At 54.3% G+C, this 22,004-nt stretch carries 20 protein-coding genes and 1 pseudogene; 3 read left to right on the forward strand and 18 right to left on the reverse strand.

Features of this window, described 5'->3' with window-relative positions; translation table 11 throughout:
• Positions 1–190: 190 nt before the first annotated feature.
• The 13 genes and pseudogenes from NYE24_RS17585 to NYE24_RS17645 form a co-directional block, all read right to left on the reverse strand.
• The gene (locus tag NYE24_RS17585) at positions 191–1,861 is read right to left on the reverse strand and encodes an AarF/UbiB family protein (protein WP_036692201.1); all 1,671 of its coding nucleotides are present in this window, start codon (positions 1,859–1,861) and stop codon (positions 191–193) included.
• The gene (locus NYE24_RS17590; protein ID WP_036692199.1) at positions 1,862–2,209 is read right to left on the reverse strand and encodes an ATP synthase subunit B; all 348 of its coding nucleotides are present in this window, start codon (positions 2,207–2,209) and stop codon (positions 1,862–1,864) included.
• Between the two features lie 115 nt (positions 2,210–2,324).
• The gene (locus NYE24_RS17595; protein WP_036692195.1) at positions 2,325–2,957 is read right to left on the reverse strand and encodes a ThuA domain-containing protein; all 633 of its coding nucleotides are present in this window, start codon (positions 2,955–2,957) and stop codon (positions 2,325–2,327) included.
• Between the two features lie 54 nt (positions 2,958–3,011).
• Positions 3,012–3,824 (reverse strand): uroporphyrinogen-III synthase, encoded by an 813-nt coding sequence (locus tag NYE24_RS17600; RefSeq protein WP_342476297.1) that lies wholly within the window; start codon positions 3,822–3,824, stop codon positions 3,012–3,014.
• A gap of 91 nt (positions 3,825–3,915) precedes the next feature.
• A complete protein-coding gene (locus NYE24_RS17605; protein WP_076159239.1) occupies positions 3,916–5,970 on the reverse strand; it encodes a methyl-accepting chemotaxis protein in 2,055 nt (684 codons plus the stop codon).
• A gap of 248 nt (positions 5,971–6,218) precedes the next feature.
• On the reverse strand, positions 6,219–6,620 hold the full coding sequence (locus tag NYE24_RS17610) for a transcriptional repressor (RefSeq protein WP_342479254.1): 402 nt from the start codon (positions 6,618–6,620) through the stop codon (positions 6,219–6,221).
• 72 nt (positions 6,621–6,692) lie between these two features.
• Entirely contained in the window at positions 6,693–7,127 is a 435-nt protein-coding gene (locus NYE24_RS17615; protein WP_084648834.1) for a Ger(x)C family spore germination C-terminal domain-containing protein, read from the reverse strand.
• A gap of 7 nt (positions 7,128–7,134) precedes the next feature.
• A complete protein-coding gene (locus NYE24_RS17620; RefSeq protein ID WP_051493267.1) occupies positions 7,135–7,704 on the reverse strand; it encodes a hypothetical protein in 570 nt (189 codons plus the stop codon).
• Positions 7,705–7,707: 3 nt separating this feature from the next.
• Positions 7,708–8,124: a hypothetical protein gene (locus tag NYE24_RS17625; RefSeq protein WP_342476298.1), complete on the reverse strand. Its 417-nt coding sequence runs from the start codon at positions 8,122–8,124 to the stop codon at positions 7,708–7,710.
• Positions 8,030–8,761, reverse strand: coding sequence for a GerAB/ArcD/ProY family transporter (locus tag NYE24_RS17630; protein ID WP_342476299.1), 732 nt, complete (start codon positions 8,759–8,761; stop codon positions 8,030–8,032). Before NYE24_RS17630 ends, NYE24_RS17625 begins: the two co-directional genes overlap by 95 nt.
• Positions 8,736–8,981 (reverse strand): spore germination protein, encoded by a 246-nt coding sequence (locus NYE24_RS17635; RefSeq protein WP_342479255.1) that lies wholly within the window; start codon positions 8,979–8,981, stop codon positions 8,736–8,738. Before NYE24_RS17635 ends, NYE24_RS17630 begins: the two co-directional genes overlap by 26 nt.
• Positions 8,969–9,288 (reverse strand): annotated as a pseudogene (locus NYE24_RS17640) (spore germination protein). Before NYE24_RS17640 ends, NYE24_RS17635 begins: the two are co-directional and overlap by 13 nt.
• Complete coding sequence (locus NYE24_RS17645; protein WP_342476300.1) at positions 9,285–9,983, reverse strand: spore germination protein; 699 nt, start codon at positions 9,981–9,983, stop codon at positions 9,285–9,287. The pseudogene NYE24_RS17640 and the gene NYE24_RS17645 overlap by 4 nt, the downstream one beginning before the upstream one ends.
• Positions 9,984–10,137: 154 nt before the next feature.
• Here NYE24_RS17645 and NYE24_RS17650 point away from each other — a divergent pair, with 154 nt between their 5' ends.
• From NYE24_RS17650 to NYE24_RS17660, 3 genes are all read left to right on the forward strand, one after another.
• Complete coding sequence (locus tag NYE24_RS17650; RefSeq protein ID WP_076159242.1) at positions 10,138–11,691, forward strand: FAD-dependent oxidoreductase; 1,554 nt, start codon at positions 10,138–10,140, stop codon at positions 11,689–11,691.
• 174 nt (positions 11,692–11,865) lie between these two features.
• Positions 11,866–12,585 (forward strand): 3-ketoacyl-ACP reductase, encoded by a 720-nt coding sequence (locus NYE24_RS17655; RefSeq protein WP_036692186.1) that lies wholly within the window; start codon positions 11,866–11,868, stop codon positions 12,583–12,585.
• A gap of 138 nt (positions 12,586–12,723) precedes the next feature.
• A complete protein-coding gene (locus NYE24_RS17660; RefSeq protein ID WP_036692183.1) occupies positions 12,724–13,044 on the forward strand; it encodes an antibiotic biosynthesis monooxygenase in 321 nt (106 codons plus the stop codon).
• A gap of 250 nt (positions 13,045–13,294) precedes the next feature.
• Here NYE24_RS17660 and NYE24_RS17665 read toward each other — a convergent pair whose 3' ends face one another.
• The 5 genes from NYE24_RS17665 to NYE24_RS17685 form a co-directional block, all read right to left on the reverse strand.
• Positions 13,295–15,523 (reverse strand): MMPL family transporter, encoded by a 2,229-nt coding sequence (locus NYE24_RS17665; protein ID WP_076159245.1) that lies wholly within the window; start codon positions 15,521–15,523, stop codon positions 13,295–13,297.
• A 604-nt stretch (positions 15,524–16,127) separates the two neighbouring features.
• The gene (locus NYE24_RS17670) at positions 16,128–18,032 is read right to left on the reverse strand and encodes an ABC transporter ATP-binding protein (RefSeq protein ID WP_342476301.1); all 1,905 of its coding nucleotides are present in this window, start codon (positions 18,030–18,032) and stop codon (positions 16,128–16,130) included.
• The gene (locus NYE24_RS17675; protein ID WP_342476302.1) at positions 18,029–19,789 is read right to left on the reverse strand and encodes an ABC transporter ATP-binding protein; all 1,761 of its coding nucleotides are present in this window, start codon (positions 19,787–19,789) and stop codon (positions 18,029–18,031) included. The genes NYE24_RS17670 and NYE24_RS17675 overlap by 4 nt, the downstream gene beginning before the upstream one ends.
• Positions 19,782–20,168 carry a MarR family transcriptional regulator gene (locus NYE24_RS17680; RefSeq protein WP_051493262.1) on the reverse strand — a complete coding sequence of 129 codons (387 nt, stop codon included), beginning with the start codon at positions 20,166–20,168 and terminating at the stop codon, positions 19,782–19,784. The genes NYE24_RS17675 and NYE24_RS17680 overlap by 8 nt, the downstream gene beginning before the upstream one ends.
• A gap of 410 nt (positions 20,169–20,578) precedes the next feature.
• A complete protein-coding gene (locus NYE24_RS17685; protein ID WP_036692172.1) occupies positions 20,579–21,985 on the reverse strand; it encodes a hypothetical protein in 1,407 nt (468 codons plus the stop codon).
• Positions 21,986–22,004 lie beyond the last annotated feature (19 nt).

A 22,004-nucleotide genomic window follows, 5' to 3' on the forward strand; every position in this document is an offset into this window, starting at 1 on the left:
CCCATGGGCCCGCAAGGCAGCGGTCAAACGTTCGGTTATACGGCGCAGCAGCGATCCACCGGACGTTCAGACGGCACTCCATTTGCGTTCCATTACACTTTAATTGTGGCAAGTTATCTTAATATTGTACTTGATTGTGCAGCCTTTGTGTGCATCCGGTGAAGAATAATTATTTATCCGGCTCTTCCGGCTAGAATCTGCCCGATTTGAAGATGGAGAACAGCAGCCACAGAATCATAAGCAGTGCAATGACTGAACCGATCTCCACAATCGGGAAGTCCCAGAGCAGCGACGGCTCCCCGCGCAGGGAGGAGGCAACGATCAGTCCAGCCATGATGATGCTGAAGGCCAGCAGCACGATGCTGAAGGAGAGGCGGTTACCGATCCGGCTGAACTTATGCTCCAGGTCCTGCAGCTCGGGTACTCCGATCTCTACCTTCAGCTTCCCCTTGCTGATCAGCGAGGAGAGCTGCCGGGCCTGGGCGGGCAGCTCGACCAGACTCTCGGCAAGATCAGCGACCCCACCCAGCAGCTTGCGCTGCAGGCGGCTTCCGCTGAAGCGCTGCTTGACCAGACGTCTGCCGAACGGCTCGGCCATCTGCATAATGCTGAAGGCCGGGTCCAGGCTGGCGACCATGCCCTCCAGGGTCAGCATCGTCTTGCCCAGCAGCGCCAGATCCGGCGGAATGACCAGCCGGTGCTTGCGGGCAATACTGAACAGATCATTCAGCGCCTTGCCGATGCTGACCTGCTTGAACGGGATATCATAATACTGCTCGCGCAGCCGGTCCATATCCTCGTGCAGCGCCATCCGGTCGGCCTCCTCCGGGATCACTCCCAGGCGCAGAATGGCCCGTACCATCGAGTCCGTATTCTTGCGCATGAGTGCAATCACCAACGCGGACAGGCCATCCTTCATATCCTCGCTAAGCCGCCCGACCATTCCGAAGTCAATTAGAGCCAGCTTCCCGTCCTTCAGCACCATGACATTGCCGGGATGCGGATCCGCGTGAAAGAAGCCATGAATGAAAATCTGATTCAACATCATCTCCACAAACTGCTGGGCGATCGTCTTAAGCTTCACACCCGAGCCCAGCAGCTCGTCCTTGCGGTTCAGGGTAATTCCTTCCATGTACTCCATGGTCAGAATCCTGGTGGAGCTGAAATCCCAATAGATGGCCGGTATATATACGTTATCTTGGGCAGACAGCTGCCCGGCTATACGCTCGGCATTGCGCCCTTCCTGGGCATAATCCAGCTCCGCCAGCAGAGCACGGGAGAATTCCTCGACCATCCGGGCTAATCCGTATTGCCTGGCCCAGTCCATCTTGCGCTCGGCGAGCAGGCTTAGATCCGATAGAATCTCAAGATCCCTGCCCATCGTCCGCATGACGCCTGGGCGTTGTATTTTGACCGCTACACTCTGCCCGCCATGCAGCACAGCGCGGTGCACCTGGCCGATGGAGGCGGCAGCGAGCGGATTGTTCTCGAAGTATTCGAAGACCGCATCAATAGGCTGGTCCAGCTCCTGCTCCAGAATATTGCGGGCCGTCTCGGCTGAGAATGGCGGCACATTGTCCTGCAGCTTGACCAGCTCCTGAATAATCGCATCAGGCAGCAGATCGGAGCGCGTACTGGCAAGCTGGCCCAATTTGACGAAGGTCGGCCCCAGCTCCTCCAGCACCCTGCGGACCCGTTCAGCGAGGGTCACACTTTCATGAACCTCCTGTGTGATGATCCGGCGGGGAAGCGACAGAAGATGGTAGAGGCCCAGTTCCTCCACCATATAGCCGAAGCCATGACGCATAAGCGCCATGGCGATTGCCCGGTAACGTCCGGCGTGCCTTATGCGGACAGCCATTTATTCCGTACGCTGTTCCGGCACGGTGGTCTCCTGGGGTGACTTGCCTTCCAGCTCGGCAACACGGCCCTCAAGCTGGGCAATACGCGACTCCAGCCTGGTGATATCCTCCTGCACAGGTACCTTAAGCTCCTTCAGCACCCGCTGAACCTGCTCCTGCACGGCAGACTTGAACACACCCCGTTCTTCATCTCCGCGCTCTACCAGCCGATCCACCAGAGCCTTGGATTCCGACGGGGCCAACTCACCCCGCTTCACCAGCTCGTCTACGACCTTTTCAACCTTTTCCTTGCTGACAATGGTGAGGCCTACGCCTAATGAGATAGCTTTCTTCAACAGATCACTCATGGTACTTCCCTCCCAAAGATTGCAGTTATGGATAAAGTATACCCCTTCGCCCGCCATTTCACAAAATAACCCCGCAAAGTGGGGCTTAGCTTCGATATTACTGATTATTTGCTAATTATCTGGGGATACGCGCCGCCCAGGTGGCTGCCCGCAGAATCAGCTGGCGGATCGCCGGATGCCGGAACGACGGCTCATGATGGCCGGGCATCAGATAGACCACCCGTCCCAGGCCATAGCTGTGGCACCAGGCTGCAGGCAGCATCTCCCCGTCCGCTTCATATTCGAGCAGAATCTGCTTCTCGGTGAACGGATCGAACTCGAACCGGTACGGCTCTTCATCGAGCTGGAAGTCTTCAATGCCTTCGGTAATATCATGCTCCTGCACCTTGAACTGAAGCGGAGTATAAGCCGGATGGCCGGTGAATCTGCCGCCAATCAGCTGGGCCAGTTCATAACGCTTCGCCAGGGATATTCCGGTGTGAAGGACAATCAGACCGCCGCCTCCGCTGACATAGCTCAGCAGACCTGCCGTCTGCTGTGGAGATACGGTTTCATTCCACAATTCATTGTATGCGATACACAGATCATATCCGGAGAGATGCTCGCTCAGCATCAGCTTCTTGTTCTCCGAGCATTGCACGGTCAGAAGCTCATTCAGAATTTCACTGACCTGTTTGTCCACACCTTGCAACGGGTGAAACCGGGGGTGTGTGTAATCGCCTAACAACAGGCATTTTCTCTTATCCATAGGTCTCCTCCTCCATATCTCTCTGTATTTGTAGTTGTAATTGAATGTCCGCTGCTAACGGTTAGCCGCAATATAGCGGCCCAGGGTAACGAACATGCTGCCCATCCGCTCGTGCTCCGGCATGACGATCCGCTTCACGCCTTCTTCCTTTAGAGCCTCCGAGGTCAGACGGCCGACAGATACCGCCAGCACCCTGTCTTCAAAAGCCTGCACCAGCGCGGCAAGCCGCCCCTGCTCCCGCGCATGCTGTGCCAGGAAGCGGAACTGCGGGGCACTTGTGAACGCCACCGCATCCACTTGCCCTTCCGTAATCTCTGCAAGCAGCAGATCCAGCGCTCCAGGCTCCGGCTGAGTATACCGGTAAGGCTGCACACAGCTTACCGCTGCGCCTGCCTGCTCCAGCCATCCGACCAGTTGCGGGGCAGTCTCCCCGTGCAGTTGAAGCATGATGCGCTTACCCTGCAGATCATAGTCCTGCAGGCCGCGGATCAGTCCGGCAGAGCTGCCGTCATCGTCACGCACGACCGGCTCAATTCCCCGTTTCTTCAGGGCATTCACTGTCTTATAGCCACGGGCAGCAACAGGTGAGGCAGAGAGAACCTCCAGGAAGCGGTCTGCAAGCGCAAGCTTCTCAGCCGTCTCGAACAATGCATCCAGCCCCATACCGGTAGTCAGAATAGCCAGATCCGGCGGCTGCTCCGTCCAGGCAATCAGCCCCTCACGCAGGGCGGCATCATCCAGAAAGGTTGTCCCTTGAGCGGGACGGTGCAGCGCGATTCCTCCCATATTCTCTACCAGCTTGGCCATGTCTTCCGCTTTACGCGGACCGGCCAGGGCTACGGTAATGCCCTTTAATTGCTCTGCCATGAACGATTCTCCCCTTCATCACCCCGTATTGTTGCTTATCAGTATACTTGCAAAGTGAGGTAAAAGAAAAGACCAGACCGCATATTCGGCCTCAGGAATTCTGCTGGCCCTCAGGGCGGATCTCCCCAGGCTTGACCGCTTCCGGTACGGCAGGAGCCTCGTTTCCCGGGTACAGCTTGAAGCGTCCGACCAGCTGCTGCAATTCATCGGCTTGGCGGCTAAGGTCGGCTGAGGAAGAGGCGATCTCTTCCACCGAGGCAAGCTGCTGCTGGGCTGCTGCCGAGATCGTCTCGGTACTGCCTGCCGCAGCCTCGGTAATGCCGCGGATCTCGCTAATGGCCTGGTCCAGACTGTCTGCTTCTGCAGTCAGGGTCTGAACACCTTCGTTCATCCCGCCTATGGTCTCTGCGGCCCCCTTAATTGCCCTGCGGATGCGAGAGAACGAACGTCCCGTTGTATCCACAGCCATAATGCCGTCCATTACCTTGCTCTTCGCATCCTCCATGGTTGACGTAGCCCGGAGCATCTCTGAATGGATAGAGGCTACCTGTTCGGAGATCAGGCTTGCCGACTTCCCGGATTCTTCTGCCAGCTTGCGGACCTCCGAGGCTACCACAGCGAATCCGCGCCCCTGTTCACCGGCTCTGGCCGCTTCTATGGATGCATTCAGCGCCAGCAGGTTCGTCTGCCGCGAGATTCCCGAGATCACACCGGTAATCCCCTGGATCTGCCCCACCCGCTCGCTCAGTTGATCAATGACGGTACCCATTTCCTCCACGGTTTCATGAATCCCGTTGATTTTGTCGACTACGCTGATGACCGAATCATTGCCCTCCGAAGCCGACAGCGAGGTCTTGTCCATCATTACCGACACCTGCTTCATGAACTCCGAGATATGGGCTACCTCGGTTGTGGTGGCAGCTGTGCTTGCCATCCCTTTATGTACACTATTGACCTGCTGCTGCGTGCCGGCCGCCACCTCCTGGATAGCCACTGTAACATGCTCTATAGCTTTGGTCGTCTGCTCTGCCCCGGCGCTCAGCTGCTCAGCGGAGAAAGAGACATTATCCGTCATGGTCTGTACCCCGATAATCATCTGCCGCAGATTATCCACCATCTGGCGGAAATTCACCGCCAGCAGACCGATCTCATCCCCCCGGAAGTCCCCGATATCCTGCGACAGGTCGCCGCCGGCAATCCGCTCAGTTGCCTTGCGCAGGCGGATCAGCGGCTTCAAAATCGACGCGATGTTGAAATAGATCAGCACCAGCGCCAGCAGCACGGATATAGAGAGGACCAGCCAGACCGTCTCACGGATGTCGCTGGTTGCCTGTGTAATCTCATTCAGGCTGATGGTGCCCCCGATTCTCCAGCCCGTCAGCTCATTCACCATGAAGGTCATCTTCTTAGGTGCATCCTTATATACATAATCGAAGCTTCCGCTCTCGCTCCCGAACATCTGCTTCACGAACTCAAGCGAAGATTCCGCGCCAATCGCTTCTGTGGGATGAACCAGGAATTTCTTGCTGTTGTCTACAATCAGAATGTAGCCCTCCTGGCCGACCTTGATTTTCGTCATATCGGCAAGGGAGGACAGATTCAGATCAAGGCTGACTACGCCGTCTCCGCCCGCGAGCACCGCCGATACCGCAATGGCGCTCTCCCCCTTCACCGTCTGAAATACCGGGGAGATCACTGTGCCGCTGCCCTGCTTAAGCGCATTGATATATGTATTTTCCTTGCGGGGATCATAGCCCTCCGGCAACTCCAGCTCAGCCGCACGGATGCTCTTTCCCTTGCTGGTTCCGGCATAAATATCAAGCACATCGGGATGAAGCGCCGCATACTCCCTCAATCTGCTCCCCAGCTCAGGGGCCGTCAGACCAGCCGCCTCGTTATTAATGGAATCTGCCGGAAGCTGTCCGGCAAAATAGAGGATATCATCTATTTTCGACTGTATATTGGAACTTATGATCTGGTTCACTGCAATTACACTTTCCTGGGCATTATTAGTAAGCTGCTCCTCCATGGTGCTGCTGGCAGATTGATAGGTTAGCCAGCCTATAATGATGCTCGGTACCAGCAAGACAAGCAGATAGGTAGTAATCAGCTTCGTACGGATGTTCAGACGCACCTTTTTATTCATATGATGGACTCACTCTCTCTTTCTCGCTTTCTCTCTTTCTTCATGGGTCTTAAGGTGGATCATGGCAGCAGACTTTATATATAATTAAATATCAGCCCCCAAAACCCTCTTTTTTCCGGTAATTAATGATAATTTCCCTATATTTATTGATAATTTTTATAGGAGTACAGCAAAAAGACCGTTCCAATGAAAACGGTCTTTTGTTATATTCTGTTACAATGCCGACTGTCGCAGCTCATACAAACGTCCTAGTTCTGGCGTGAATTCCTGCTCTGGCAGGCCGGGCAGATCCCCCCGAATACCACATGCGCATGAGTGATCGAATAGCCCGTATCCGCCGCTACCGAATCGCTCCACTCCTGCGGGACCTGGCTCATTACTTCATCCACCGCACCGCAGATTTCACAGACAATATGCTGGTGGTCGTCCAGACGCGCATCATACCGGCTGGCCGCCTCGCCCAGCTTCAGTTCGCGGATCATCTGCTTATCTGTAAGATAGCGCAGGGAATTGTAGACCGTTCCATAGGCCAGGTTATGCCCCTGCTCGACCAGCCGGTTCATGACTTCGGCAGCGGTAGGGTGATCATGGGAATTGCGGACGATATCGTATACGGCTTGACGCTGAGAGGTAAGGTTCAGGGTTCTCATCTTCATCATCCTCTAATTTGTTTTTAGATCAAGTATAAGTCCTGATGCTGAAAGCGTCAATGCAGCACAGCCCTATTTGATCATTCCCGAGTATTTAACGTCCACTTTGGCATTCACCTGAAAATCAAGCCGTGGGTACAGACTCTTCCATACCGTCATTTCCGTCCCGTTATTCCAGTGCCTCGCCCCGTAATGCAGTCCCCAGCCCATCGGGTCCATGCCGCTCTCCCGGATTTTGACCAGCAGTGCCTTGACGGCACCGCTTAATTCCGCTGCACCGGCCACTCCAATCTTTTTCAGCATCTGGTGGGTAATCATCTCCTCCGTACTGTTCTCCTCCAGGATCGCACGGATTCTAATGGTATAGCGGATGTAAGGATCACCTTCCCGGGGAACAACAATCTTGTAGCCGGAGGAGGAGCTCTCGGTATAGTACTGGTACATTCCGCTGCCTATATGGGCGGGGAAGTTCGTCCGCAGATTGGAACGGGACAGCAGATTGAACAGGCGGGTTTCATCGGGTGAGAGGACCTATGCCATTCTCATATATACTTCTCATAAGCTGATAGGAGTACACGCTTGAGATAAAAGGTGACTCTGTTCCTTGCCCGCTCATCGCCAGGATCAGCGAATTCGATGGAATGCGCTCAGAGGGCGGCTTCACCCTCAGCACCTCCAGTGCCCCCGGCCTTCCTATAGCGAAGTTAAGAATAAGCTGGATATCTCTGCGCCGCACCGCCCAGTCTGTGACATGCCGGATATCATCGGCCGCAATCCCCTCGCCTAGAATGACAGATTTGCAGTGGACATAATCCAGCTCCTTCTCCACCTTGGACTTCATTCTCCGTAGCGCCTCGGAGATGCACTCTGATTCCTCCGTGAGAATCTGCATCTTCTCGTCAATCTTCGTAACATCGCCCTGGGGAATGGCCAGCTTGAGGCTTACCTTGAATGTCCCTTCTTGCTGGCCGGGATCGATCCCGATGGCGACCACGAAGATTCGCCGGTCGATATCTTTGAAGTTACAGCCTGTAATCGTCACACACAGCAGCAGCATAATAATACCGCCCCATCGCCCCCTCATGCTCTACGCCTCCTTATCATCCAGTAGCACCAGAATAACAGCAGAATCAGCAGCAGCTCCCCATACCAGCGTAGATGCAGGAGGAACACCTCCAGCAATGTTAAGGTTATATTGATCCAGTCGCATAAGAAGAATTGTGCCGGCTGCAAAAAGGGCAAGGATTATGATCTCCTGCCACAGCTTTTTCTTCGGCGCTCTGGCCGTGGACGGAAGCAGACTAAGCAACAGCTCCTTGCCGACATGCCACTGGATAATGGCGCTGACCAGCGATAGGGTGATATAGGCGAAATAGAAGATGTACAGCATGCGTTCAATCAGAAATGCCTCAATGCGGATGCTGTCCGCCGTTGTGAACCAGGTATAGACATGCCGCTCGATCCCGACCGTTCCGTGATACCCGATAGGTACATAAAAAGTCAAGGCCAGCACCAGCAGCCCCTCCAGACTCAAGCTCCAAAGATGCTTCAGCTTCAAGCCATGAAACACCCGGTTGAAAATCGCTAAATTGATGTACCCGCTGAATGTAAAGGTTGCCGCTGCGAGGCTGTTCATATCCGGCGCATGCAGGGAATGTCATAATCTGCAGTACGGCATCCCAGCTGAAGTCCGGGTTAACCACCGCCTTGACTGTCGCATACAGGATCAAAGGCAGGGTAATCCCGAGTGTCACCTCCAGCCCGTAGAGCAGCGACAGTGAATCCATCCTCGAACAGAGGCAGACAACTGCCAGGAAGCCGAGCAACACCGCGTAAGGCCAGGTATCCGGGCTGATGAACCGCAGGGTAATATCCACAAAGGACAGCATAATCAGTGCCCCGGCCGTATACCAGAGAAGAGCATAGATGAAGATCAGCGGGGAGGCCAGCAGCTTGGGCAAGGCCGCTCCGAAGATTTCCGGCAATCCCTGCCCGGGAAATTTATTGATGACTTTGGTGAACAAGTAGATGAACAGAGTACCTGTTACCACCGCAATCACAATGGAGGACTGCGCACCCTCAAACCGGGCATCGATCAGCTCCCGCGGGGTGAAGTTAATGATATTGATCAGAGAATTCATGAGAAACAGACAATAGAAATAACGGCTTTTTGCCATCATCGCCCACGCTTTTCTTCCTTAGGGTAGTCCCCAGGGTGTCCAGGAAGAACATCTTGAAATACGGCTGGCCGAAGCTGCGCTGACTGCACAAATACATCGTGAAGCCGACCAGGCAGACGACCACCCCGACAAGCCCCAGCATGGCCGCTGCAATCACGAAGAAATACTTCAGCACACGGATGGAGAAGCTATCAGGTTCAGCGGAATCAGGAAATTGGAGATTGCCACAACCGAGACCAGAATAATCATAATGTTACCAATCAGCCCCGCCGCCGTCGCCGCCCGTCCCAGAATCAGGCCGCCAACCGTCGTGGCTGTCGGGCCTCGGTCAGAAACTCCATCATCAGCAGCATCAGCATCACCTCAACAAATGAAGGATACGGCACAGTCGCCCGGCTTCCCCCGATCAGCAGTGCAATCTGCACACGCACTATCTCCGGATTATAAGAGGTAAAGGCGATATACAGGGCCGGCAGCCACAGCGTCATGGCCCACCCATAATCCGCAGGAGCTTCAGGAAGCGCCCTACAAAAGGGAGGTGGATTTTGTCATCCATCGCGGTGAAGAAATCATTGAAGATAGATGGCAGCACAATGGCATAGCCGGTGGTGTCGAGCAGCAGTGCCACTTTTCCTTCCGCCAGATTGAATACCACCCGGTCCTCATCGTAGAGGATAGCCACCTTGGTCCTGGAGACACTGCCAATGACGGTGAATTCCGTCTTCAGTGCCGAGGATTGGTAGCGCCGCCGGACCATATTCAGATTCACCGCCAGGTTCTCTCCCAGCGCATCGGAAGGTCCCTGGCTGATGCTCTCTGTGATCGTCTCCTTAATACTGCCGGTCTCGGCTTTCAGGACATCGAAGAAGCAGAGCTTATCCTCCCTCCCGATGCAGGCATATCCGCTGAGCAGAAGCTCAAGGGCACGCTGCCCGTCTGTTGTCTCCTCACTTCCCGGATAATTGGCAATGTAGCTGTAGTAGGTGGCCGGATGATTCATTTCGTAAAAAGCGGCTATGATATTCCGGCTGACCGCCTGTGCGTCTGTGACACTTTTGATATACAGCAGACTGACCCCTCCCGCCGGAACAGCCATGTGCTTGTCCTCCAGGTCGCCGAATCCGCTTAGCTCATTCCTGATCCATTCCAGAGAAGCCTTCTGCTTATGCTGTTGTCCGGGCATAGATCATCCTTCCTGAGCGTGTCTCTCTGCGAACTTCTCCTTATGTTGGCACTTTCTGGCGGTTTTCATGCACCTGCTGGGGAAGGAGGAGCGTTTCTTTTCACGGAAGAGTGGTAATAAATGAAATGGATCATCACTTAGGAGGGAATATACTATGAATGCACAGGAACCCCATTCGCAAGGTCTTCCGCAATTTCCGGAATCGTTATGGGTAGGCAGCACCGGGCTGCCGTCTTTTCCGAGACTTGCTGAAGATCATGTCACAGATGTAGCTATTGTAGGAACAGGAATTACCGGGATTACTACCGCTTATCTGCTGTCCAAGGCCGGATATAAGGTCACACTGCTTGAAGCCGGACAAATACTCGGCGGGGCTACCGGCTATACCAGCGCCAAAATCTCCGCCCAGCACGGCATGATCTATCATGATCTGGTGAAGCATTTCGGCGAGGAGCAGGCCCGGATGTATTATCAGTCGAACAGCGAGGCCATGGAGTGGATGATTGCCACAGCAGAGGAGCTGGACCTGTCCTGCGGGATGAAGCGGGAGGCGGCCTATCTGTATGCGGATCAAGGCGACGAGAAGACACTCAAGGCGCTGAATAAGGAATTCGAGGCTTATGGCAAGCTGGGACTACCCGGAGAGTGGCTGGATCAGGTACCCCTGCCGCTGGGCGCGGGCGGAGCCATCCGGATGCCGGATCAGGCACGTTTTCATCCGCTGGAGTATCTGAAGGGGCTGCTGCAGGCTGTTCTGGACAGGGGCGGCACCGTATTTGAGCATACGATGATCGGGGAGAAGGCCGATACGGACGGACAGATAATCCTGCATACCGAGGGAGAGAAGTTCCAGATCCGTTGCCGCCATGCCGTGTCTGCTTCCCACTTCCCCTTCTATGACGGCGGGTCCCTCTACTTCTCGCGGCTGCATGCCGAACGCTCCTACTGTCTGGCGTTCGAGCCGGAGACGGATTATGAGGGCGGCATGTATCTGAGTGCCGGTGAACCGACCCGCTCGCTGCGGGCCGTGGAATGGGGAGACAAGAAGCTGGTCATTGCCGGCGGGGAGAACCACAAGACCGGTCAAGGCATCTGTACATTCGGCCATTATGAGAATCTGGAGCGGTTCGCCGGGGAGCTGCTGGGCATCCGTAGTATTCCGTTCCGCTGGTCCACCCAGGATCTGATCACGCTGGACCGGGTTCCCTATATCGGCAAGCGCGCCGAGGACGAGGAAATCTATATCGCCACCGGCTTCGGGAAGTGGGGCATGACGAACGGAACCGCGGCTGCCCGCCTGATCGCAGACGGCATTCTGGGGAGCAGCAACCCCTACACCAGGTTATATGATCCCTCACGCTTCAAGGCAGTCCCTGCCATTAAGAACTTCATCGTGCAGAACCTCTCTGTCGCTAAAGAGCTGGTCGCCGGAAAAGTGGAGATTGTACACACCAAAACAAAGGATCTGGAGCCGGATCAGGGTGCTGTTGTCTTCCATGACGGCAAACGCGCGGGTGCCTACCGCGATCCCGAAGGCCAATTGCATCTTGTCGACAGAACCTGTACCCACATGGGCTGTGAATGCGAATGGAATAACGCCGAGCGTTCCTGGGATTGCCCGTGTCACGGCTCCCGCTTCTCCTATGAAGGCGATGTAATCGAAGGTCCGGCGACCTTGCCGCTTAAGACAATTACGCCGGAAGAGTAAAGTGGGATGACCGGGCGCTGCGGGGCATTAGCGGCACAAGTGGTCCCGGGGGCCAGCAGCCTGCACTGCCGGAGCTGCGGCTCTGGCGTGATTGTGCCCGGCTGCTCAGGTATAATAGACAGTATCTTCTAGAATTACCCATCATTCTATATATAAGGAGCGTGACGACAGGTTATGGATTTGAGAGGAACCAGTATTGTCATTACAGGTGCAGGCAAGGGAATCGGCAAGGCGCTCGCTATGGCGCTGGCTAAGGAAGGTGCCAACCTGGGGCTAATCTCCAGAACCTCAGCGGATCTTGAGGCGCTGAAGGCGGCGCTGACCGAGGTGTACGACATCAAGGTCAGTATCGCCGTGGCCGATATTGCAGTACGTGAAGAAGCGGAGCGGGCGGTAGTAGCCCTGCAGAAGGACCTTGGGCCCTTCGACGCGCTTATTAACAACGCCGGGATCGCCCAGTTCGGCACGTTCCTGGAGATGGACCCGGCAGACTGGGAACGGCATATGCAGATCAACCTGTTCGGGGCCTATTATGTGACCCGTGCGGCACTGCCTGCGATGATTGAGCGTTCGAGCGGCAATATCATCAATATCTCCTCCACCGCAGGAGAACGCGGCTTCGCCACAGGCTCCGCCTACTGTGCCTCTAAGTTTGCTCTAATGGGCATGACGGAGTCACTGGCGATGGAGGTACGCAAGCATAATATCCGTGTCGTTGCGCTGACCCCAAGCACAGTGAATACAGGCCTTGCTTCCGATGCGGGTCTTAAGATCGGGGATGAGGACCGGATGATGCAGCCGGAGGATGTGGCCGAGCTGACGCTGGCTGCCCTTAAGCTGCCTGATCGCGTCTTCCTGAAGACGGCAGGCATCTGGACCACGAATCCGCAATAACGACAGACATTACTTACAGCCCAACAAGTGGAAACGGCTTTGCCGTCCTTTCAAAGGATGGTACCGTTTCAGCGAGAAATAGAAGGATAATTTATCATGTGCAACAAATAAATTCTTATATTTCAAGGAGGACTTGGCATGCTGGTAGTTACCAATACGATTAAGATCAAAGAAGGGCATGGTCAAGCGCTGGCCTCACGGTTCAGCGCAGATAACGGGGTGCAGAGCATCCCCGGCTTCATTCGCATGGAGGTGTGGCACGCCGCCCCTAAGGAAGGCGTGGAGGAGCTGAAGATCTGCACCGTATGGGAGAATGAGGAGGCACTGAACGGCTGGACCTCTAGTCCCGCCTTCCGGGACTCGCACCGCGGTGCCGGCCGGAATGAAGCCATTGTCAGTTCCTCGCTCGACAAGTACGAGCTGGTGCACAGCCGTACTCCGGACGTTCAGGCTGACTAGCTCCGCTCAAAAGAAGGGCTCCTCCCTTTAATAGAGATTCGCTGGCAAGTGGAAACGGTACCGTCCTTTTACAGGACGGTACCGTTTCAGCGAGAAATAGAAGGATAATTAATCGTGTGCAACATATAGATTCTTATATTTTATAAAAGCAAAAAAATCGCTTCTTTCGGGATGGTTGATGGATCTTCCATTTTCCCGAAAGGGCGATTTCTTTGTTGTTTTTTCAGAAAATTGCTGAACTAACTACTTCTTACCGCTGTGTATCCGAAGCAGAGGCTTCGCTGATCTCCTGATGCTTGCCCGGCCAGAAGGCCACGCGGCCAAAGAGGACGGTGATGGCCGGGACCAGGAACGGACGGACAACGAAGGTATCCAGCAGGACACCGATCGCAGTGATAATCCCGAACTGAACCAGAACCTGAATCGGAAGACTTGCCAATACAGCGAACGTACCGGCCAGGATAAGTCCGGCGGAGGTAATGACTGAGCCGGTCTCATTCACACCTTCTGCAATCGCCTGCTTCAGCGGCATATGCTTACGCTTTTTCCAGATATTCGAGATCATGAAGATGTTGTAATCCTCCCCGAGCGCCACCAGGAAAACAAAGGAATATAGCGGAATGGAGCCTTGGATCGCATCTGCTCCAAGCACATAATGAATGATGATCCATCCCAGGCCCAGTGCCGAGAAGAACGACAGGATTACCGTCCCGACCAGATACACTGTGGCTACCACAGATCTGAGATAGACCAGCAGCAGCACCGTAATCAGGCCGATAACGACCGGTATGATTAGATCAGTATCCCGTTCTCCAAGCTCCTTGGTATCGTGCTGGGTAGCAGTCTGGCCGCTGATCCATACCTTATCCTGCGCGTTCTCAATCCCGGATTCCGTCAGGGCAGACTCAACCGTAGCCTGAAGTGCCGGGATATGGTTCATCGCCTCAATCGAATACGGATTGTCCTTGAACTCAATGTCATAGGCGGTAATCTTCGGGTTGACGGATCCCTGCTGCGGGTCTGAGACCACATCCACGTAGGATAGGCTGCTCAGCACGGATTTCAGGTCTTCTCCACCGGATAACCCTTCCGTATCCACCATCAGCTTGGCGGGTGCCAGCTCACCGGGGGAGAATTGCTTGCCAATCAGGTCGAAGCCTTCCCGCGACTCCATAGTCTTCGGGAACGACGACAGAATATCATAGGTGAACTTAATTCCGCTGGAGAAGGAGGCCAGCACTCCCAGAAGCACCACCGTAATTCCGACAATGGCCCACGGGCGGGATACCACCAGGTACCCGATTCCTTTGCGGCGGGCAGGCTGCGGCTGCGGCACCGGTCTGCCTTTGGCCTTGGCCCGCTCTGCTTCCATCTGCGGCGTGCGCGGCACGAACGGGAAGAAGGAGGTCCGTCCGAAGATGGCCAGCAAGGCCGGAACCAGGGTCAGACTGGCTATTCCCATAATCAGAATGGAGACGCTGAACGGCACTGCAAACCGGTGGTACGCGCCGTATTTGGCCAGCAGCAGAGCGAAGAGGGCCATCACCACGGTGAAGCCGCTCATCGCAATCGCCCCCGAGGAATGGGAAATGGCGCTCAGTAGTGCACGCCCCTTATTCTCCTCCACCTTCAGCATCTGGCGGAAGCGCGAGATCAGGAACAGGCAATAGTCTGTCCCTGCCCCGAAGAGCAGCACTGTCATAATTGAGACCGCCTGCGAATCCACCGTAATCCAGCCTTCTCTGGCCATCAGACCAAGCACCGGGCTGGTTACGCCATAAGCAAAGCCTACAGCTATCAGAGGAATCAACGCCAGAATGGGTGAACGGTAGATCAGCAGCAGGAAGACCAGCACCAGAATGACGGTGGCAATCAGCAGCGATACATCGGCATTCTTGAATAGCCCTGTAGCATCTACCGAGATTCCGACCGGGCCGGATACGCGCAGGCTTAAGTCTCCGCTGTCCGGCTTGGCGGCAGACGGGTCACTCCCCGTCTCCGTCCGGATCAGCTCCTTCAGGCTCTTCAGCGACTCTCCGAGCTGGTCGCTGTCCGCCGTCTTGTCGAACAGCACCGGGGTGACGAGCGTGCTCCGGTCCTCCGACAAGGACGCCTGCAGCGCCTGCGGCGGCAGCTTGCCCAGCGGCGGAACGAAGTTCTGATGCTCCAGAGGCTGCTGCTCAAGCTTGCCGTATACTGTGGTTATATGTACGAGATCCTCCTCCGAGATTCCACCGTCACGATGCCATACGAGCAGTGCCGGCACTCCGCTTCCGGCCGGAAATTCTCTCTCGGCAACGACCGATGCCCGCACCGATTGTGAATCCTCCGGCAGATTGGAGGCATTATTGGCAACCTGTGAATTCACCGAAGGCCAGAGCATTGTAAGGACCCCAACCAGTACAATCCACACCAGCAGAGTGATCCATTTGGTCTTGCTCCCTGCTACCCATTTTCCGTAGCCCGACATACCTTTCATCCTCTCTCCTATCCGTTCGCCCAAAAAAATGAGCCGCGGGTCATTTTGATATCCTTATCATATATACCCCGAAAATTTTAAGCAAATCTTTTTTCTGAATTTTTGAAAAACTAGTGTGACCATTGCCGCTGCTGCCCCCTGGAATGCCTGAACCTGTGCCATGGACGCAGGGGGATTCCGCTCTCTTTTTCTAGTATAATCTGGAATATACTATATAATACACGGGCGGCTAGAGACTATGACTTGAACCCTATACACGGAAATCTTGCAGATATTGCACCTTCCGCTCACAGATAAGCTGATATTTAGAGGATTGCTGCACAAAATGCAGGAATTTTTATTTGTAGCCTATGGATGGAGGAGGAATGCTGCCTTCTGTGCAACAATTTGAGATTTAGGCCAATTGGACGCGGGGAAAGTTGTATTTTGTGCAGGAAAGATTCAGTTGGTGGAGTTGAGTGGTGGCATAGGAAAGTGGTGGGTGCGTGGATGGGTATAAAAAAGCGTTCCTACAGAGAATGTCCGAAGACGCTCTGCATGAACGCTGGGTTATGCTTGGCTGTGGTCTACAGCCGGCTATATTCAGGTAACTGTTCTATTCGGATCAGCCTGCGTCCGGCAGGTCATCCCCGGAGAACTGGCTGTTATAGAGATCGGCATAGAAGCCGCCGGCTTCCAGCAGTTCCACATGGGTACCCTTCTCAATCACGCTGCCCTGGTTCATCACCAGGATCAGATCGGCGTCCTTGATGGTGGACAGGCGGTGAGCGATCACGAAGCTGGTTCTGCCGTGCATCAGCGTGTTCATCGCCTTCTGAATCTGCACCTCTGTGCGTGTATCTACGCTGCTGGTTGCTTCATCCAGAATAAGGATGGACGGATCGGCCAGAATCGCCCGGGCGATGGTAAGCAGCTGCTTTTGACCCTGGGAGATGTTGGAGGCCTCTTCATTCAGAATCGTGTCATACCCGAGCGGCAGCGTACGGATGAAGTGATCGGCATGTGCAGCCTTGGCTGCACGCACCACATCTGCCTCCGTAGCCCCTTCCCGGCCGTAAGCGATATTATCGCGGATGGTCCCGTTGAACAACCAGGTATCCTGGAGCACCATACCGAATTTGCTGCGCAGCTCGCTGCGCTTCATATCGGTGATGTTCACACCGTCGATCACAATCTGCCCGCCGCTGATCTCATAGAAGCGCATGAGCAGGTTGATCAGCGTGGTTTTGCCGGCTCCCGTTGGTCCTACAATCGCAATGGTCTGTCCCGGAGTGACCTCGATGTTCATGTCTTCAATCAGGAGTTCACCCGGCTTGTAGCCGAACTGCACGTGACGGAATTCCACAGAGCCCTCTTCTGCATCTGCAGAACGTTTCGCCAGTGTAGCAGCCACTTCAGGGACTTCCTCTTCCTCATCCAGCAGTTCAAATACACGTTCTGCCGAAGCGATAGTGGACTGAATGATGTTGGCAATATTTGCGGTCTGCGTAATCGGCATGGTGAACTGGCGCGAATACTGGATGAACGCCTGGATGTCGCCGACATCAATCGCTTTTTTGGTCACGAAGATCCCGCCGACCACACACACCAGCACATACCCCAGGTTCCCGATGAACATCATCAGCGGCATAATAATCCCGGAGATGAACTGGGAGCGCCAGCCGGAGTTATACAGGTCCTCATTGATGGCATTGAAGTCCTTCAGGGAGTTCTTTTCCCGTCCAAAAGCCTTGATAATCCGGTGCCCGGTATACATCTCCTCCACATGACCATTCAGCTGGCCCAGCGATTTCTGCTGTCCGACGAAATAGGTCTGTGAGCGCTTGGTGATCAGCATAATCACTACGAAGCTCAGCGGCAGCGTAACGATCGTAATCAGGGTCAGCCACGGGCTGATCGTCAGCATCATCACAATAACCCCGACAATCGTCACAATGGCGGTGATAAGCTGGGTCAAGCTCTGCTGCAGGGTGGTACTGATGTTGTCCACATCATTGGTCGCCCGGCTGAGAATCTCCCCGTGGGTCCGGGAATCGAAATATTTCAGCGGCAGCCGCTCCAGCTTGCTGTTGATCTGCTCGCGCATATCGTATACAACCTTCTGGGCCACACCGGCCATTACATACTGCTGAATGTAACTGAACAGTGCACTGAAGAGATACAGCGCGGCCAGAATAATCAGAATATTATTCACATAGCCAAAATCAATCTCGGCCCCAGCCACGCCCATCATCTTGCCATAAGCGCCCTCGAAGAGCTTGGTCGTTGCCTTCCCCATAACCTTAGGGCTGAAAATACTGAATACGGTACTGGCAATCGCCATCACGAATACAATAATTAGCTGGACCTGGCGCGGACGCAAATACCGGACCAGGCGGCGCAGGGTGCCCTTGAAATCCTTTGCCTTCTCGGCGGGCATTCTCATGCCGGGACCGCCGCCCGGTCCACCGCCGAAGCCGCCGTGTCTTCCGCCCTGCGGCGGCTTCACTGCTTTGTTCTGCTCACTCATGCTATTTCCTCCTCTGACAGCTGCGAGGATACAATCTCGCGGTACACCTCATTGTTATCCAGCAGCTCGCGGTGCGTACCCATTCCGACAATTTGACCTTCATCCAGTACGATAATCCGGTCTGCATCCATTACCGTGCTTACCCGCTGTGCGACAATAAGGACGGTAGATTCTGTGGTCTCCTCCTTAAGAGCGGCACGCAGCTTGGCATCGGTCTTGAAGTCCAGCGCGGAGAAGCTGTCATCGAACAGGTATACCTCCGGCTTGCGGACGAGAGCACGGGCAATCGACAGGCGCTGCTTCTGTCCGCCGGAGACGTTACCGCCCCCTTGGGAGATGCTTGAATCGAAGCCTTCCTTCATCGCGGAGACGAAGTCATAGGCCTGCGCCACCTTGGCGGCATGAAGAATCTCTTCCTCGGTAGCATCCTCTTTACCGTAACGGATATTCTCGTTAATGGTACCGGTGAACAGCACGGCTTTTTGCGGAATATAACCAATCTTGCTCCGCAGATCCTCCTGCGTCATCTGGCGCACATCCACACCATCTACACTTATCGTACCCTCAATAGCATCATAGAATCTCGGAATCATATTCAGCAGCGTGGACTTGCCTGACCCGGTTCCGCCGATGATGGCGGTAATCTCACCGGGGCGCGCACTGAAGGTAATTCCCGACAAGGCCGCCTGCTCCGCACCCGGATAAGCGAAGGATACATTGTCGAACTCCACATACCCGCGCAATCCGTCACGGCCGTCCTCATGTGTAGCTGTAGCCGTAGTCTTCAGTTCTGCAGAGGTAGGGTCCTTAATCTCAGGCTGCATATCCAGCACTTCATTAATGCGCAGTGCTGAGGCAGAAGCTCTTGGAATCAGCACGAACATCATCGATACCATGATCAGCGAGAACATAATTTGCATTGCATACTGAATGAATGCCATCAGAGAGCCAACCTTCAGATCCCCGTCTCCGATACGGATTCCGCCGAAGTACAGAATGGCAATCATCGAGAAGTTCATGACGATCATCATCAACGGCATCAGCCCCGCCATTACCTTGTTAACTTTAATCGCCGTGTCGGTAAGGTCGCGGTTCGCCTCACTGAACCGTCTGTTCTCATGCTCAATCCGGTTGAAGGAGCGGATGACGCGGATACCGGTCAGATGCTCGCGCAGCACCAGATTTAATTTGTCCAGCTTGATCTGGATCGCCTTGAACAGCGGAAGGCCCTTCATTCCGATGAAAAATATCGCTCCGACCAGCAGCGGAATCACCACTACAAAAATCAGCGAGAGCTTGGCGTCCTCAGACACCGCCATAATAATCCCGCCGATCATCATCATCGGGGCACCGACCATCATGCGGAGCATCATAGTCAGGACGGTCTGAACCTGTGTAATATCATTAGTGGTACGTGTAATCAATGAGGCCGTGCCCAGCTTATCGAATTCATGGAGCGTAAAGTTCTCTACATGATTGAACACCCGGGAACGGGTATTCTTCCCGAAGCCTGCCGCCACCCTGGCTGACAGATAACTGGCAATAATAGAGCATAGCACACCTCCTGCCGCCACCAGCAGCATGAAGCCGCCGATTCTCCAGATATAAGGCTGGTCTCCGTCCACAATCCCTTTGTCGATAATGTTACTCATCAAGGTGGGAAGATACAGATCACCCATAGACTGCAGGAATACCAGAATCAATACCCCTGCGATGGCCAAGCGGAAGGGCTTCAGTTGTTTCATTAATTTAATCATGCTTCTCATCTCCGTTCATTTGTAACCGGTCTAGATTAGGCGGAGGATTATCCTCCATAAAGGCATAGACTTTCAGCAGCAGTTCCGCCAGTTGATCAGATTCTTCCTCACCTAAATACTCCACCATCCTGTGAAGTGTGGCGTCCATATGGTCCCTGGCTCTGCGGGTAATAATTTTCCCCTGTTCGGTCAACTTGATGCGCACTACCCTCCGGTCAGACGGATCAGCCTGCCGTTCTACCATCTGCTTGGCTTCAAGACTGTTAATCAGCTGAGTTACCGTTGGCGGAGTCAGTCCTAAGAAACGGCTGATCTCCGACACCTTAAGTCCCAGATCTGAAGTATGCGACGCCCGTGCAATACATATCAGTAAAGTCATCTCACTTGGCTTATGCCCCTCCACCGAGTGATGCCAATGCCCTTTGCGCAGCTTCCGAAGTGCAGAGAAAAGCTTGTGTCCGACTGAGTTTTCACCTTCGCGATTTATCCCAATGCTTCCACCTCATTTTAGTTAGGTATGCAAATAATTAAAGCATGTATTAATTAGGTTACCTAATTATATTTTCGTGCCTGCAATTTGTCAATTCCTGATTACGCCGTTACTATGTAATTTATTTCACATTACTGCGCACAAACGCTCCCGCGACACAGAGGGCCGGGGAGTCTCTCTTAGCTATACAATTAACTGCTAACTGCTCTAATCTGCTCTAAAATTCCACTCCGTGTTCAACAGTGGTAAAGCCTCTTACCTTGGACTTCTGATCTGTTCCTGTACCCGCAAGAATGAAGCTAAACAATACCAAAACGCTGGCCGTCATCAACAGTGATCTCTTCATGCGTTCTCACCTCCCTGATCAGCTCCCGGTACGCATTCTGCTGGGTATCCGAAGCGTAGTCTCTGTTCACTTCAAATAAGGTTACACAATTAATGAAGTCCTTGCCGCTGTTGAGCCTAATGGTCAGACGCAGGCAATGAATGATATAGTCTATTCCCTTGGCATACTGCTTGCGGGAGATATGGTAGATCGCAATCTGATAATAGAGACGGTACACCCGGTCTACATTAATCGTATCCTGGAATTGTTCAAACCGCAGCATCTCCCGGGAAAAGCGCGACATCACCGCATCAGCGGAGAACCCGAAGCGGTTGGCCGACTCCATAATGATCACCATGCCGGACAGAATCTCCCCAGGGTGCTCGGACAAGAACGCGATATAGGAAGGCAATACAGAGATATTACCCATCAGAATCTCCAGCGTGAACCCGTTGGCGGTGGCAAACAGCTTGAAGCTGTCTACACTGCTGCGCCCTTCGTCATCCAGCATCTCGAACCAGCTCAGGTCTGCATACCCAGCGGTATATTTCTTGGCTTGCTCATACTCCCCTTGCTTGGTAAGCGCCGATGCCTTCAGCAGGTAGCCGTGCCCGTAATAGACCACCAGCGGACGTTCCGCCTGAAAAGCCTCCGCCCTCTTCCCCTTACTGCGGCGCAGCTCCTCGCGGTAGATCCCGCTTGCTAACGCCCTCAGCTCATCGGAGAATTTCTCAACATCCTTCCAGCGGTGCAGTGCGAAGCACACCTTCGCCAGCTTCAGCAGCCCGTCCAGCTGCATCTCCTCGGGAAGCAGCCCGCGGTACGGCTCGAAGCTGATTACAGCTCGAAGCTTCTGCTCCATATCCACATCGGGAGTAGACTGCAAAGACATGAAGATACGGTACTGGCTAATCGCCATACGCTCGGAATAGCTGTCTTGTTCATGGTCTACAATCAGCTTGTAGAATACGATAGACTCCTGTACTTTGCCGCTGCAGAATAGCCTCTCTGCCACCCTGTAGATGATATCCAGCGGCCGCTGATATTCCATAATCCGCCTTAAGACCTCTTCAATGCATTGCTGCTTGCCCATCTCGGCACATTTGACCAGGAAGGGCTCGATCCGGCGGCGGGAGATGCGTTCTTCACTGAAGCACTCATCCACATACAGCGGGTACAGCCAGCCTTCCGGGAAGCCGAAGGCCCGGATCATGGCATCCAGCTGTCCCAGCGAGATGGGCTTCGACGGATTGCCGTGAAGAATGGCGCTGAGACTGCCGCGGTTCAGGCCGGAGACTTTGGCAAATGAGGCAAGATTATGACCCGAGCGGGACAGACTCTTCTCGATTTCCGTACGTAATGTAGTCAGCTTCGCCTCCACCCGGCACCTCCCTATCCAT

The organism is Paenibacillus sp. FSL H7-0350 (genome assembly GCF_038593195.1).
In the GTDB taxonomy this organism is placed as follows: Bacteria; Bacillota; Bacilli; order Paenibacillales; family Paenibacillaceae; genus Paenibacillus_AQ.